14 protein-coding genes are annotated in these 13,506 nt (G+C 58.5%); 8 read left to right on the top strand and 6 right to left on the bottom strand.

Annotation, left to right across the window (positions count from 1 at the left end; all coding sequences use genetic code 11):
- Nucleotides 1-101: 101 nt before the first annotated feature.
- Nucleotides 102-962: a LysR family transcriptional regulator gene (locus GRPL_RS19735; protein WP_032690379.1), complete on the bottom strand. Its 861-nt coding sequence runs from the start codon at nt 960-962 to the stop codon at nt 102-104.
- Between the two features lie 97 nt (nt 963-1,059).
- On the opposite strand from GRPL_RS19735, the gene GRPL_RS19730 reads away from it, so the two are divergent.
- From GRPL_RS19730 to arnF, 8 genes are all read left to right on the top strand, one after another.
- On the top strand, nt 1,060-1,593 hold the full coding sequence (locus GRPL_RS19730; protein ID WP_162180062.1) for a phenolic acid decarboxylase: 534 nt from the start codon (nt 1,060-1,062) through the stop codon (nt 1,591-1,593).
- Nucleotides 1,594-1,961: 368 nt separating this feature from the next.
- Nucleotides 1,962-3,101, top strand: a complete 1,140-nt coding sequence (gene arnB, locus GRPL_RS19725; RefSeq protein WP_032690381.1) for a UDP-4-amino-4-deoxy-L-arabinose aminotransferase — start codon at nt 1,962-1,964, stop codon at nt 3,099-3,101.
- A gap of 1 nt (nt 3,102) precedes the next feature.
- A complete protein-coding gene (gene arnC / locus GRPL_RS19720; RefSeq protein WP_032698613.1) occupies nt 3,103-4,086 on the top strand; it encodes an undecaprenyl-phosphate 4-deoxy-4-formamido-L-arabinose transferase in 984 nt (327 codons plus the stop codon).
- A complete protein-coding gene (gene arnA, locus GRPL_RS19715; protein ID WP_032698615.1) occupies nt 4,083-6,068 on the top strand; it encodes a bifunctional UDP-4-amino-4-deoxy-L-arabinose formyltransferase/UDP-glucuronic acid oxidase ArnA in 1,986 nt (661 codons plus the stop codon). The genes arnC and arnA overlap by 4 nt, the downstream gene beginning before the upstream one ends.
- A complete protein-coding gene (arnD, locus tag GRPL_RS19710) occupies nt 6,065-6,967 on the top strand; it encodes a 4-deoxy-4-formamido-L-arabinose-phosphoundecaprenol deformylase (protein ID WP_032696940.1) in 903 nt (300 codons plus the stop codon). The genes arnA and arnD overlap by 4 nt, the downstream gene beginning before the upstream one ends.
- Nucleotides 6,964-8,619: a lipid IV(A) 4-amino-4-deoxy-L-arabinosyltransferase gene (arnT, locus tag GRPL_RS19705; protein WP_032696939.1), complete on the top strand. Its 1,656-nt coding sequence runs from the start codon at nt 6,964-6,966 to the stop codon at nt 8,617-8,619. Before arnD ends, arnT begins: the two co-directional genes overlap by 4 nt.
- The gene (gene arnE / locus GRPL_RS19700; protein ID WP_004868642.1) at nt 8,616-8,954 is read left to right on the top strand and encodes a 4-amino-4-deoxy-L-arabinose-phosphoundecaprenol flippase subunit ArnE; all 339 of its coding nucleotides are present in this window, start codon (nt 8,616-8,618) and stop codon (nt 8,952-8,954) included. Before arnT ends, arnE begins: the two co-directional genes overlap by 4 nt.
- Entirely contained in the window at nt 8,954-9,337 is a 384-nt protein-coding gene (arnF, locus tag GRPL_RS19695; RefSeq protein WP_032690386.1) for a 4-amino-4-deoxy-L-arabinose-phosphoundecaprenol flippase subunit ArnF, read from the top strand. The genes arnE and arnF overlap by 1 nt, the downstream gene beginning before the upstream one ends.
- Before the next feature lies 1 nt (nt 9,338).
- On the opposite strand, the gene acpT is transcribed toward arnF, so the two are convergent.
- Genes acpT through GRPL_RS19670 form a run of 5 tightly spaced genes read right to left on the bottom strand, consistent with a single transcriptional unit; the run spans nt 9,339 to nt 13,506 of the window.
- Nucleotides 9,339-9,908, bottom strand: a complete 570-nt coding sequence (gene acpT / locus GRPL_RS19690) for a 4'-phosphopantetheinyl transferase AcpT (protein ID WP_032698617.1) — start codon at nt 9,906-9,908, stop codon at nt 9,339-9,341.
- A gap of 1 nt (nt 9,909) precedes the next feature.
- The gene (locus GRPL_RS19685) at nt 9,910-11,139 is read right to left on the bottom strand and encodes a beta-ketoacyl-ACP synthase (protein ID WP_032698619.1); all 1,230 of its coding nucleotides are present in this window, start codon (nt 11,137-11,139) and stop codon (nt 9,910-9,912) included.
- A complete protein-coding gene (locus GRPL_RS19680; RefSeq protein ID WP_032690389.1) occupies nt 11,136-11,867 on the bottom strand; it encodes a 3-ketoacyl-ACP reductase FabG2 in 732 nt (243 codons plus the stop codon). Before GRPL_RS19680 ends, GRPL_RS19685 begins: the two co-directional genes overlap by 4 nt.
- Entirely contained in the window at nt 11,864-12,340 is a 477-nt protein-coding gene (locus GRPL_RS19675; protein WP_032698620.1) for a hotdog family protein, read from the bottom strand. The genes GRPL_RS19680 and GRPL_RS19675 overlap by 4 nt, the downstream gene beginning before the upstream one ends.
- On the bottom strand, nt 12,337-13,506 hold the full coding sequence (locus tag GRPL_RS19670) for a beta-ketoacyl-[acyl-carrier-protein] synthase family protein (RefSeq protein ID WP_032698622.1): 1,170 nt from the start codon (nt 13,504-13,506) through the stop codon (nt 12,337-12,339). The genes GRPL_RS19675 and GRPL_RS19670 overlap by 4 nt, the downstream gene beginning before the upstream one ends.

The following is a 13,506-nucleotide window of genomic DNA, read 5'->3' on the forward strand; positions in this document are numbered from 1 at the left end:
GAATTTCATATACACACTTCATCATTCAGATTGTCTGCAGGTTAGCCAGGTCGAGACAACGTGAAGGATGAGTGGCCCGTAGGCCCGCGCAAGCGGGCGATTCAGGGCGCTCTGAACAGCGCCAGCAGCGTGGCGAGCTGCTCATCAATGGGCGCCAGATCGCGTTTGACGATCAGGTGCAGCGGGGTAGCGCGTCGGGCGCCGTGGCTGAGCGGCAATATTTTCAACAGACCCTGATCCAACCGGGAGCGGATGCGCTCTTCCGGGAGCCAGCCGAAGCCGACCTGATAGAGCACGGCATCGATAGCGGCATCAATGGTGGAAAACGTCCACGCCTCGCGCCCCGTCTGCGGGTCGTCGCTGCGATCGGCGATACGTACCAGCGGCCAGGAGGCCAGCGCACTGTCGTCGAGGGGGCCGCTCAGTCTGGCAAGCGGATGGTCCCGGTGGGCAACGGCAACAAAATCAATGTTCATCAACCATTCGCCGCGCCCGGTAATATCCTGGCGGCGGGTGAGTACCATCACGTCGGCTTCGCTGCGGGCCTCCTGCTCATCTTTCATGTTTTCGAGGACTTCGGTCAGCCTCACCTGAGTCTGCGGATGGCGCTGCTGAAACTGGCGCAGAATGGCAAACAGCCGTTCGCGAGGGAAAATACTGTCCACAACCAGGTCCAGACGGGTTCGTGCGCCGTTGTGCAGGGTCGCCGCGCGGGTTTCAACGTATGAAAATGCCTGCAGGAGCGGTTTTACCTGGCTTAGCAGCAGCTCTCCGGCCGGAGTGAGGACCGCGCGGCGGCCTGAGGGGTGCAGCAGCGCGACGCCCAGCCTTTCCTGCAACAGGGCGAGGTTATAGCTCACCGAAGACTGGCTGCGGTGAGTCTCTTCTGCTGCTTTTGCGAAACTACCGAGCGCGATGACTTTTTCCAGCAAGGCCCATTGTTCCAGCGTCGTTTTGTGCATTATTTATCGAAAAAGTGAATGAGTTTCATCAAAACATAGCGTTATTCATCCATTTTTTAAAGCAGTATGCTTGTTCTCAACAAATAGAGGAGAACAGATTATGAGCACATTCGACAAACATGACCTGAGCGGTTTTATCGGCAAACATCTGGTTTATACCTACGATAACGGCTGGAATTACGAAATTTACGTGAAAAACGCCAACACCCTGGATTACCGAATTCACAGCGGTATCGTCGCGAATCGTTGGGTGAAAGATCAGCAGGCTTACATCGTTCGCGTTGGTGAAAGCATCTACAAAATTTCCTGGACCGAACCGACAGGCACTGATGTGAGCCTGATCGTCAATCTCGGCGACAAACTGTTTCACGGCACCATCTTCTTCCCGCGCTGGGTGATGAATAATCCGGAAAAAACCGTCTGCTTCCAGAACGATCATATCCCGCTGATGGTTTCTTACCGTGAAGCCGGACCGGCTTACCCGACGGAAGTGATTGACGAGTTCGCCACCATTACCTTTATACGTGATTGCGGCGCGGATAATAACAGCGTCATTAATTGCCCGGCTAATCAATTACCGGCTGACTTTCCTGCAAATTTGTCATCTACCGGAAATGATTTTGTGAGCTAAGATCTGTTTTTGAAATTCAGATTGCAGAATAAAATTCTATTTATTGTTTAACCGTTTAATGTCTGTTTACTTTACTACATCGTGCTCCTGTTTTGCCCATGAACGGGAGCCGGTTTCCCTCTCTTCTCCCGCCTCGTCATTTGTAAATTCCATTTAAAAACAATTGATTATTGTCTGTCTGGCAAATTATATTAATTTCTTAATATTATCCTAAGCAACCCCGTCTAAATTTAATAACGTCAAATACCCTGGAATGAAAAGTGGTGCTGAAGAGATTCCATTTTCATTTTGTTTAAGTCCGCTGGCGCAGGATATTTTTTCTATCGACCCCGTAACCCTGAAAGGGTCATATACAGAACAGGAACATGATGAGCGAATTTTTGCCGTTTTCGCGCCCGTCGATGGGCGACGCAGAGCTGGCTGCGCTGCGTGAAGTTTTGCAATCGGGCTGGATCACTACCGGACCGAAAAACCAGGCGTTGGAAGAGGCATTCTGTACGCTGACCGGCAACCGTCACGCCGTGGCGGTGAGTTCGGCGACTGGCGGCATGCACGTCACGCTGATGGCGTTGGGCATTGGCCCGGGCGATGAAGTCATCACGCCATCCCAGACCTGGGTTTCCACGCTGAACATGATTTGTCTGCTGGGTGCGACACCGGTGATGATCGATGTCGATCGCGACAATCTGATGATTACCGCCGAAGCTGTGGCAGCGGCGATTACCCCCAACACCAAGGCGATTATTCCCGTGCACTATGCGGGTGCGCCTGCGGATATCGACGCGATTCGCGCCGTGGCAGAACGTCACGGCATTCCGGTGATTGAAGATGCCGCGCACGCGGCGGGGACGTATTACAAGGGCAAACACGTGGGCGGACGCGGCTGCGCGATCTTCTCTTTCCACGCCATCAAAAATATGACCTGCGCCGAAGGTGGTCTGATCGTGACCGATGACGATGCGCTGGCATCGCGCATTCGTAGCCTGAAATTTCACGGACTTGGCGTCGATGCCTATGACCGTCAGACGCATGGCCGGGCGCCGCAGGCGGAGGTGATTTCGCCGGGCTTTAAATACAATCTGGCCGATATCAACGCCGCGCTGGCGCTGGTACAGCTGGATAAACTGGCCCATGCCAACCAGCGGCGTAGCGAGATTGCCCAACGCTATCTGCGCGAGCTGGCGGATACGCCGTTTAAGCCGCTGGCGATACCGGAATGGGAACACCAGCACGCCTGGCACCTGTTTATTATTCGCGTGGATGAAGCCACCTGCGGGATTAGCCGCGATGCGTTGATGGAAAAACTGAAAGCCATGGGCATCGGCACCGGCCTGCACTTCCGCGCGGCCCACACGCAAAAATACTACCGCGAGCGTTTCCCGACGCTTTCCTTACCGAATACGGAATGGAACAGCGCGCGTATCTGTTCACTCCCTTTGTTCCCGGATATGACCGACGATGACGTCACTCGGGTCATTTCCGCGCTGCACCAGCTGTCAGGATGTTGATATGTTTACTTACCCACCCGTGAAAAAAGTCTCGGTCGTTATTCCGGTTTATAACGAACAGGAGAGCCTGCCCGAGCTGATTCGCCGTACGGATGCCGCCTGCGCGACGCTGGATCGCCAGTATGAGATTCTGCTGGTCGACGATGGCAGCAGCGATGAGTCTGCCCGTATGTTGACCGAGGCGGCAGAAGCCGAGGGCAGCCATGTGGTCGCGGTGTTGCTTAACCGCAACTATGGCCAGCACTCGGCCATTATGGCGGGCTTCAGCCATGCCACCGGCGATCTGATTATTACCCTTGATGCCGACCTGCAAAACCCGCCGGAAGAGATCCCGCGCCTGGTGGCGAAGGCGGACGAAGGTTACGACGTGGTCGGTACCGTTCGGCAGAACCGCCAGGATACCTTCTTCCGCAAAAGCGCGTCGAAGATGATCAACCGCCTGATTCAACGTACCACCGGTAAAGCGATGGGGGACTACGGCTGCATGCTGCGCGCCTATCGTCGCCACATTATTGACGCAATGCTCAATTGCCATGAGCGCAGTACGTTTATCCCGATTCTGGCAAATACCTTTGCCCGCCGGGCGGTCGAAATCCCGGTGATGCACGCGGAACGTGAATTTGGCGATTCCAAATACAGCTTTATGCGCCTGATTAATCTGATGTACGACCTGGTGACCTGTTTGACCACCACGCCGCTGCGTCTGCTTAGCGTCTTTGGCAGCGTGATTGCCCTGCTGGGCTTCGCTTTCGCCTTCCTGCTGGTGTTCCTGCGACTGGTATTTGGCCCGCAGTGGGCGGCGGAAGGGGTGTTCATGCTGTTTGCCGTACTGTTCATGTTCATCGGAGCGCAGTTTGTCGGCATGGGGCTGCTCGGGGAGTATATCGGACGCATCTATAACGATGTCCGCGCCCGTCCCCGCTACTTTATTCAACGTGTTGTTCGTCAGCCGGAAACGGCGTCTCAAGAGGAAGATCGTTCATGAAAGCTGTAGTCTTCGCTTATCACGATATGGGTTGTGCTGGCATTCAGTCTCTGCTGGATTCCGGGTATGAAATCGCCGCTATTTTCACCCATCCGGATAACCCTGGCGAAAACCATTTCTTTGGCTCGGTTGCGCGTATTGCTGCTGAACAAGGTATCCCGGTGTGGGCACCAGAAGATGTTAACCACCCGCTGTGGATTGAACGCATCCGCGACATGAAGCCGGACGTACTGTTCTCTTTCTACTATCGCAACATGCTGGGCGACGATATCCTCAGCCTTGCGCCAAAAGGCGGCTTCAACCTGCACGGTTCTCTGCTGCCGCAATATCGCGGCCGCGCGCCGTTGAACTGGGTGCTGGTTAACGGTGAAACGGAAACCGGCGTGACCCTGCATCGCATGGTCAGCCGTGCGGATGCCGGCGATATCGTGGCGCAGCAGACGGTGGCTATCGGTGCTGATGATGTCGCGCTGAGCCTGCATCGCAAGCTGTGCGCCGCGGCGTCAGAGCTGCTAAACCAGGCTCTGCCGGCGATTCGTGAAGATAAAATCCAGGCTCGTGCCCAGGATGAAAGCCAGGCCACCTACGTTGGGCGCCGCACGCCGGAAGATGGCCGTCTCGATTGGGACAAACCTGCGCTGACGCTGCATAACCTGGTCCGCGCGGTTTCCGATCCGTGGCCGGGGGCGTTTGGCTATGTGGGCGCGAATAAATTTATCGTCTGGAAATCCCGCGTGCGTCAGGACCTGGCAGCGGCGAAGCCTGGAACGGTGATGTCGACCTCTCCGCTGGTGGTCGCTTGTCAGGATGGCGCGCTGGAGATCGTAACCGGTCAAACCGAGCGCGGCGTTTACATGCAGGGTACGCAGCTGGCGCAGGCGCTGGGGCTGGTATCCGGTGCGGTACTGAGCAGCAAACCGGTTGTGGCGATGAAACGTCGTACCCGCGTGCTGATCCTTGGCGTGAACGGTTTTATCGGCAACCACCTGACCGAGCGCCTGCTCGCCGACGACAACTATGAAATCTATGGCCTGGATATCGGGTCGGACGCGATCAGTCGTTTCCTCGGCAACCCGCGCTTCCACTTCGTTGAAGGCGATATCAGCATTCACTCCGAGTGGATCGAATACCACATTAAGAAATGCGACGTGGTACTGCCGCTGGTGGCCATCGCGACGCCAATCGAATATACCCGCAACCCGCTGCGCGTGTTCGAGCTGGACTTCGAAGAGAACCTGAAGATTATCCGCGACTGCGTGAAATACGATAAGCGCATTATCTTCCCGTCGACCTCCGAAGTGTACGGCATGTGCACCGACAAAAACTTCGATGAAGACACCTCAAACCTGGTGGTCGGCCCGATCAACAAACAGCGCTGGATTTACTCGGTATCGAAGCAACTGCTCGACCGCGTTATCTGGGCCTATGGCGACAAGTCCGGTCTGCGCTTCACCCTGTTCCGCCCGTTTAACTGGATGGGACCACGTCTGGATAACCTGAACGCCGCGCGTATCGGCAGCTCTCGTGCGATTACTCAGCTGATCCTGAACCTGGTTGAAGGTTCGCCGATCAAGCTGATCGAAGGCGGTAAACAAAAACGCTGCTTCACCGATATTAGCGACGGTATCGAAGCGCTGTTCCGCATTATTGAGAACAAAGACGGCCGCTGCGACGGGCAGATTATCAACATCGGTAACCCGGAAAACGAAGCCAGCATCAAAGAGCTAGCGGAGATGCTGCTGGCGTGCTTCGAGCGTCATCCGCTGCGCAATAACTTCCCGCCGTTCGCCGGTTTCCGCGACGTCGAGAGCAGCGATTACTACGGTAAGGGCTATCAGGATGTGGAGCATCGTAAGCCGAGCATTCGTAACGCGAAGCGCTGCCTGAACTGGACGCCGACGGTTCCGATGGAAGAAACCGTGGAGCATACGCTCGACTTCTTCCTGCGCACGGTTGAGCTGGTGGACGATAAGACATCATGAAACAGGTCGGCTTACGCATAGATGTCGATACCTTTCGCGGTACCCGGGACGGGGTACCGCGCCTGTTGAGCCTGCTGGGCCAGCACGGGGTTCAGGCAAGCTTCTTCTTCAGCGTTGGGCCGGACAATATGGGGCGTCATTTATGGCGCTTGATAAAACCGAAGTTTCTGTGGAAGATGCTGCGTTCAAACGCCGCTTCGCTGTACGGCTGGGATATTTTGCTGGCCGGCACCGCCTGGCCTGGGCGACGGATTGGCGCGGGTAATGAAGAGGTTATCCGTGCGACGGCGCAGACGCATGAAGTGGGTCTGCATGCCTGGGATCATTACAGCTGGCAGGCATGGAGCGGCGTCTGGCCACAGGAGCGGCTGGCGCTGGAGGTCGAACGTGGCCTGCTCGAGCTGGAGCGGATCATCGGCCGTTCGGTCACCTGTTCCGCCGTGGCGGGCTGGCGCGCGGATCAGCGGGTGATTAAAGCCAAAGAGTCCTTCAATTTCCTCTACAACAGCGACTGCCGGGGCTCGCGTCCCTTCCTGCCGTTGCTGGGCGACAAGGTGACAGGTACGGTGCAGATCCCCGTTACGCTGCCTACCTGGGATGAAGTGGTCGGCAGTAGCGTCGATGCCGGGGGCTTCAATCGCTATCTTCTGGATTGTATTCATCAGGATAGCGGTACGCCGGTCTACACCATTCATGCTGAAGTGGAAGGAATTGCCTTTGCCCGGCAGTTTGATGAACTGCTGACGATGGCCGCACAGGAAGAAATCCAGTTTTGCCCGCTGAGCCAACTGCTGCCCGCAGATTTTAGCGAGCTGCCGCTGGGTAAAGTGGTTCGCGGTGAATTGGCTGGCCGGGAAGGCTGGCTTGGGCGTGAACAATTATTGAGTCAGGACGTATGAAAAGCATTCGTTATAGCGTCTCTTTAGTGGTGTTATTTGCGCTGTATTATCTACTTCCGTTGAATTTCCGCCTGCTCTGGCAGCCTGATGAAACGCGCTATGCGGAGATCAGCCGCGAGATGCTGGCGTCCGGTGACTGGGTGGTGCCGCATTTTCTCGGGCTGCGCTATTTTGAAAAACCGATTGCCGGATACTGGATTAACAGCATCGGGCAGTGGTTGTTTGGTCACAATAACTTTGCCGTACGCTTTGGCTCGGTATTCTCCATTAGCGTCACCGCGCTGCTGATTGCGTGGCTGGCATGGCGAATCTGGCAGGACAAACGGGTGGCGATTCTGTCCGCCGTGATCTTCCTGACCGCTCTGCTGGTTTACGCTATTGGCACCTATGCGGTGCTGGACCCGATGATCACCCTGTGGATGGCGCTGGCGATGTGCAGTTTCTGGGGCGCCGCTCAGGCGCAGACCCGAAACGGTAAACTCATCGGCTACGCGCTGCTGGGGGTGGCCTGTGGAATGGGGGTGATGACCAAAGGCTTCCTGGCGCTGGCGGTGCCGGTTGTCGGGGTCCTGCCGTGGGTGATTGCCCAGAAACGCTGGCGTGAAGTGCTGACCTACGGCTGGCTGGCGGTGGGCGTCTGTATCCTGACGGTGCTGCCCTGGGGCCTGGCTATCGCCAAACGCGAACCGGACTTCTGGCGCTATTTCTTCTGGGTGGAGCATATTCAACGCTTTGCCGAAAAAGATGCCCAGCACAAGGCGCCGTTCTGGTATTACATCCCGTTCCTGCTCGCCGGAAGCCTGCCGTGGCTGGCGCTGCTGCCCGGGGCGCTGAAGCGCGGCTGGAGCGAGCGCGATGACGTGCGCGGCGCGCTGTATCTGCTTGGCTGGGTGGCGATGCCGTTCCTGTTTTTCAGCATCGCCAAAGGGAAACTACCGACCTACATTCTGCCGTGCTTCGGGCCGCTATCGATTCTGATGGCACGCTATGCGCTGGATGCGGCGAAGGCGGGAGCGAAAGCGCTGCGCATTAACGGCCTCATCAACCTTGTCTTTGGTCTGGTTGGCCTGATTGCCGTGCTGGTGGTGTCGCCGTGGGGCGTGATGCATAAACCGGTCTGGACGCAGATCGAGCTGTATAAATGTCTGCTGGCGGCGATTGCGTTTGCCGTCTGGGCGCTGATGGGCTGGCTGGCGATGAAAGATAACGGTCGTCGCTGGACATTAGCCGCCTGCTGTCCCCTGGGGCTGGCGCTGCTGATTGGCTTTGCTATTCCTGACCGGGTGATTGATAGTAAGCAGCCGCAGTTCATGGTCGATATTATTGGTGAATCGCTGGCGCCAAGCCGCTATGTGCTGAGCAACAACGTTGGCATTGCCGCGGGTCTGGCGTGGGAACTCAAGCGCAACGATATCATCATGTATGACAAGCAGGGCGAACTGAAGTACGGTTTAGACTGGCCGGATGCGAAGAATGGCTTTGTGAGCCAGAGTGAGTTTGCCAGCTGGCTGGCAGCGCATCGCCAGGAAGGACCGGTATCGCTGGTGCTGTTGATGGATAAAGGAGAAAACATGGCCGATTTACCGCTACCGAAACCTGACAGCAGCTATGTGTTAGAGCGGGTTGTGTTTCTCCAGTATCTGCCGCAATGAGTACCTGGATCTGCCTGGCGCTGGCGAGCCTGTTAAGCTGCGCCGGGCAGCTGTGCCAGAAACAGGCGACGCGCCCGTCTAAATCACGGCGGCGCGGTCGCCATATTCTCGGCTGGCTGGGCCTTGCGCTCCTGGCGCTCGGCGGCGGTATGCTGCTGTGGCTGAGCGTGCTGCAATCCATTCCGGTGAGTGTGGCCTATCCCATGCTGAGCCTCAATTTTGTCTGGGTGACGTTAGCGGCCTGGGGGATCTGGCGCGAGCCGGTAGCCCGGCGGCACTGGGTCGGCGTAGGGCTGATTGTGGTTGGCATCGTGGTGCTCGGGAGTAGCGTCTGATGGGGTTAATCTGGGCGTTATTCAGCGTCGGGCTGGTCAGCGCCGCACAGCTTCTGCTGCGCGGGGCGATGGTTGAGCTGCCGCCGCTGAGTGACCTGTTCGCGTTTCTCAATCATCTTCTACACCTGCGTGCCGGAACTATCGGCCTGGGTCTGGGGCTGAGCGGCTACCTGCTGTCGATGGTCTGCTGGTACTTTGCGCTGCACCAGCTGCCGCTGGCTAAAGCCTACGCGCTGCTCAGCCTTAGCTACATTCTGGTCTGGGCCGCCGCCATCTGGTTGCCCGGCTGGCATGAGCCTTTCCACTGGCGTTCCCTGCTGGGGGTGCTGATTATCATCGCCGGCGTGCTGACAATCTTCTGGCCGGCGAAGCGTAAAGCCTGAGTCAGCGAATCCTGTCGGCCCTCAACGCAAACGGCGTTGGCGTGCAGACCGCCAGACTCAGATCGGCAAGCTGAATCTGACTGACCGGGAGCGTCGCGCCGCGTGTGCTGTCGACGCTGGCAATCTGCCAGGCGCTGCCGCCGCGCTGCTTAACCATCGCTTCTTTGCGTGTCCAGATACGCCAGAAGGCGTCGAGCTGCCGTTCCGGATGCTCCGCTTCGACCTCCGCATGCTCCCCGAGACTGAATACGGCGTTAGCCAGCCTGCGCCAGTTGGGGCGAGGGCGAATCACTTCGATATCGCAGCCGACCTCGCCTTCATCGCTGAGCAGCAGGGCGATATCATCGCCACTGTGGCTGAGGTTAAACCACAGCCCCGTCTCGCCGGAGAACCCCGGTTTACCGTGTTCAGCGTAAATAATCTCAGGCAGCGGCGACACCGCCTGCGCCAACAGGACCCGACCCGCCAGCCAGCTTGCGCGACGACTGCCCTGCGGCGCCTGAGCCGCGAGGTTCTGCGGCAGAGGCCGGGTGCTTAACGTCGAGATTTTTCCCAGAAAAAGTCGATACATATCAGGGCCAGCGCTGAATAATGATTGACGTATTGATCCCACCGAAGGCGAAGTTATTACTCTGAATAAATTCGCAGTCGATCCGCCGGCTCTCGCCCATAATGTAATCCAGCTCGCCGCACTGTGGGTCCGGACGGCGCAGGTTGAGCGTAGGGGCAAACCAACCCTCCCGCATCATGTGCAGGCTCATCCAGGCTTCCAGCGCCCCGCAGGCGCCCAGGGTATGGCCAAAATAGCTTTTTAGCGAAGAGATCGGAACGCGGTCGCCAAACACGGCCGCGCTGGCCTGGCTCTCGGCAATATCACCGCGATCGGTCGCCGTGCCGTGCGCCGAAATATAGCCAATATCCTCGGCGCTTAAACCGGCCATTCTGAGCGATTGCTCCATGCAGATTTGCATGGTTTCCCGCTGCGGCTGGGTAATATGCGCCGCGTCGCAGTTGGTGGCGAAGCCGATGATTTCACCGTAAATCGTCGCCCCTCGGGCTTTGGCATGCTCCAGCTCTTCCAGCACAAAGGTGCCGGCGCCTTCGCCAATCACCAGTCCGTCACGGGCTTCATCGAACGGCGACGGTGTGGTTTTCGGCTCATCGTTACGCTGGCTGGTCGCGAACAACGTATCGAAAATAGCGGCTTCCGACGGACACAACTCTTCAGCGCCGCCGGCCACCATGATGGTCTGATAGCCGTGACGAATCGCCTCCCAGGCATAGCCAATCGCCTGGCTGCCGGAGGTGCAGGCGCTGGAGGTGGGAATGACCCGCCCGCGCAGGCCGAAGAACAGGCCGGTGTTCACTGCGGTTGTGTGCGGCATCATCTGGACGTAGGTAGTGCCGGTGATGTTATTGGTATGCTTTTCCGTCAGCATGGTGGCGAATTCGCTGACCGGACCGGTGCTGCCGGTAGAGGAACCGTAGGCAATACCGGTTTCGCCATTGGTGAGAACCGCCTCGCCAATCAGTCCGGCCTGTTCCAGCGCCAGTTCGCTGGCGCGGGTGGACATCAGCGAGACGCGGCCCATGGCGCGAATACGCTTGCGCGTATAGTGCTCTGGCAGGGTGAAATCGTCGACAGGCGCGCCGAGTAGCGTATGCAGACCATCATAGATTTGCCACTCCGGCATTGCGCGCACGGCGTTCTCGTAGGCCTGTAGTCTGGCGGATACCGCCTGCCAGCTTTCACCGAAGGCGGTGACGCCGCCCATGCCGGTAATGACGACGCGACGAGTCATAGCATACCTCCATTGATGGAAATCACCTGACGCGTCACATAGCCCGCAATATCCGACATCAAATAGCTGGCGAGTCCGGCGACTTCTTCGGCCTGACCCATGCGTTTCATCGGAACGATCGACATCGCCTCTTTGAGGGCGGTCTCTTCCATGGCGATCATCCCGGTATCAATCAGCCCAGGGGCAATGCAGTTGACGGTGATCTTGCGTTTTGCCAGCTCAATGGCCAGCGCTTTGGTCGCGCCGATAATGCCCGCTTTGGCGGCACTGTAGTTAACCTGCCCGCGGTTGCCCATGACACCTGACACCGAAGAGAGCGTGATAATCCGTCCGCCCTGACGGGCGCCGATCATCGGCATGATGCACGGCTGAATGACGTTATAAAAACTGTCGAGATTGGTGTGGATCACCGCATCCCAGTCGTTGTCGCTGAGCGCCGGGAAGGCGCCATCCCGGGTAATGCCGGCATTGCTCACCACGCCGTACCACGGCCCATGAGTCGCGATCTCCTGCTCCAGCACCTCGCGGCACTGTTCACGGTTGGCGACATCAAAACTCAATGTCCGGCCTGCTCCCCCGGCGGCGCGGAGGCTCTTCAGCGTCTCCTGCGCGCCCTCTGCGTCACGATGGTAATGGACGCCGACAATAAAGCCATCGGCCGCCAGCTGGCAGGCGATGGCACGCCCGATACCCTTGCTGGCACCGGTCACTAATACGGAACGACTCATGGTTTCTCTCCCTGATTAAAAAGCGTCGTTAACTCTTCCTGGGTGGGCTGGAAGGTGTTGATGCGGCCCGTTGCCAGCGTGTCATTCCCGCAGCAGATGGTGCATTCGAAGCTACCGAAACGTTCATCCTGCATTAATAAGCTGACTGCGATGGTCAGCGTATGCCCGGCAGGCAGAACGCCGGCGGCGCATACCAGTTCTCTGGCTCCCAGCACCATACCGAGGGCGATGTTGTCCAGGTTTTTCTGCTGACGATGCCAGCCGGACCAGACGCCAATGGTCTGCGCCATCAGCTCCAGCGCAAACCAGCCCGGCAGATCGCCGTTGGCATCAAGAAACGGCGTCAGTACGCCCCCGGAGGCGACGGTCACGCGGCAGGCGGCCGTTTCCTCGGTCACCTCCAGCATCTCTTCGAGCAGCAGCATCGGGGCATCGTGCGGCAGATAGGCGCCGGGCGTCAGGTAATGGCTCATGAAACTCTCCCGAGCAAAATGCTGGCGTTGTTGCCGCCAAAGGCAAATGAGTTGGACAAAATCACCGGGCGTTCAAGAGGCTGCGCCGTGGCGATAATACCGCACTCCGCCAGCGCCGGGTCGCGCGGCGAGAGGCTGAAATCCTGGGCCGGCAGTGGCAAATGACGCTGCAAAATCAGCATCCCGATTGCCGCTTCGGTGATCCCGGCGGCGCCGAGAGTATGTCCGGTGAGGTGTTTGGTTGAGCTGCACGGCACGGTGTCGCCGAACAGCTGCTGCACGACCTGCGACTCCACCCGATCGTTAAGCGGCGTGGCGGTGCCGTGCAGGTTGATGTAGCCCACCGCCCCGGCGGTGATGCCGGCATCGTCAAGCGCCTGGGTAATGGCGCGGATGGCGCCTTCGCCCTGTGGATGCGGGGCCGAAATATGGTGCGCATCGCTTGATTCGCCGACGCCCAGCAGTGCGATAGGCTGCGGCTCGCGCGTCAATAGCATCAGCGCCGCCCCTTCACCGATGGTAATCCCGCAGCGGTCGCGGGCAAAAGGCTGGCATCGCGTCACCGAGAGGGACTCCAGGCTATGAAAACCGTTCACCGGCATCCGGCTCAGCGTATCGGCGCCGCCGACAATCGCGACGTCGGCAAGGTCGGCTTCAATCAGCCGTCGCCCGCTGATCATGGCCCTGGCGCTGGAGGAGCAGGCGGTGGAGAGGGTGAACGCCGGGCCGTCCAGCGCCAGCCAGTGGCTCAGAAAACGCGAAGGATCGCCCAGCTCCTGCTGCGGATATTGCCAGCCAGCGCTGGCCCCGCCGTTAAGCGAGGCCGCCACGTGAATATCACCTTCGTCGAGGCCGGAGGTGCTGGTGCCAAGCACCACCGCGACTCTGTCGCTGCCGAAGCGCGCGATGGCTTCATCGACCTGGGGACGAATCTGGGTCAGCGCCGCCAGCAGCAGCTGGTTATTGCGCGAACGGTGGGCCGCAAAATCATCGGCAATGGCAGGCAGGACGGCATCCACGCCGCCGAGTACCGCTGCGGGCTGTCCCTCTAGCCAGCCCGCACGCGGGCGCATGCCGGGGGCAACACCGCGCGTCAGATTCGCGGCGATTTCATCGCAGTTGTCGCCCAGCGCATTGATCATGCCGACAGCAGAAATGTAGATCAT

The organism is Klebsiella planticola ATCC 33531, assembly GCF_000735435.1.
Lineage (GTDB): Bacteria > Pseudomonadota > Gammaproteobacteria > Enterobacterales > Enterobacteriaceae > Klebsiella > Klebsiella planticola.

What these genes read in the sequence shown, in the direction of transcription:
- GRPL_RS19735 (WP_032690379.1), bottom strand. Translation starts at nt 962, where the DNA reads ATGCACAAAACGACGCTGGAACAATGGGCCTTGCTGGAAAAAGTCATC.
- arnB (WP_032690381.1), top strand. Translation starts at nt 1,962, where the DNA reads ATGAGCGAATTTTTGCCGTTTTCGCGCCCGTCGATGGGCGACGCAGAG.
- arnC (WP_032698613.1), top strand. Translation starts at nt 3,103, where the DNA reads ATGTTTACTTACCCACCCGTGAAAAAAGTCTCGGTCGTTATTCCGGTT.
- arnA (WP_032698615.1), top strand. Translation starts at nt 4,083, where the DNA reads ATGAAAGCTGTAGTCTTCGCTTATCACGATATGGGTTGTGCTGGCATT.
- arnD (WP_032696940.1), top strand. Translation starts at nt 6,065, where the DNA reads ATGAAACAGGTCGGCTTACGCATAGATGTCGATACCTTTCGCGGTACC.
- arnT (WP_032696939.1), top strand. Translation starts at nt 6,964, where the DNA reads ATGAAAAGCATTCGTTATAGCGTCTCTTTAGTGGTGTTATTTGCGCTG.
- arnE (WP_004868642.1), top strand. Translation starts at nt 8,616, where the DNA reads ATGAGTACCTGGATCTGCCTGGCGCTGGCGAGCCTGTTAAGCTGCGCC.
- arnF (WP_032690386.1), top strand. Translation starts at nt 8,954, where the DNA reads ATGGGGTTAATCTGGGCGTTATTCAGCGTCGGGCTGGTCAGCGCCGCA.
- acpT (WP_032698617.1), bottom strand. Translation starts at nt 9,908, where the DNA reads ATGTATCGACTTTTTCTGGGAAAAATCTCGACGTTAAGCACCCGGCCT.
- GRPL_RS19685 (WP_032698619.1), bottom strand. Translation starts at nt 11,139, where the DNA reads ATGACTCGTCGCGTCGTCATTACCGGCATGGGCGGCGTCACCGCCTTC.
- GRPL_RS19680 (WP_032690389.1), bottom strand. Translation starts at nt 11,867, where the DNA reads ATGAGTCGTTCCGTATTAGTGACCGGTGCCAGCAAGGGTATCGGGCGT.
- GRPL_RS19675 (WP_032698620.1), bottom strand. Translation starts at nt 12,340, where the DNA reads ATGAGCCATTACCTGACGCCCGGCGCCTATCTGCCGCACGATGCCCCG.
- GRPL_RS19670 (WP_032698622.1), bottom strand. Translation starts at nt 13,506, where the DNA reads ATGATCTACATTTCTGCTGTCGGCATGATCAATGCGCTGGGCGACAAC.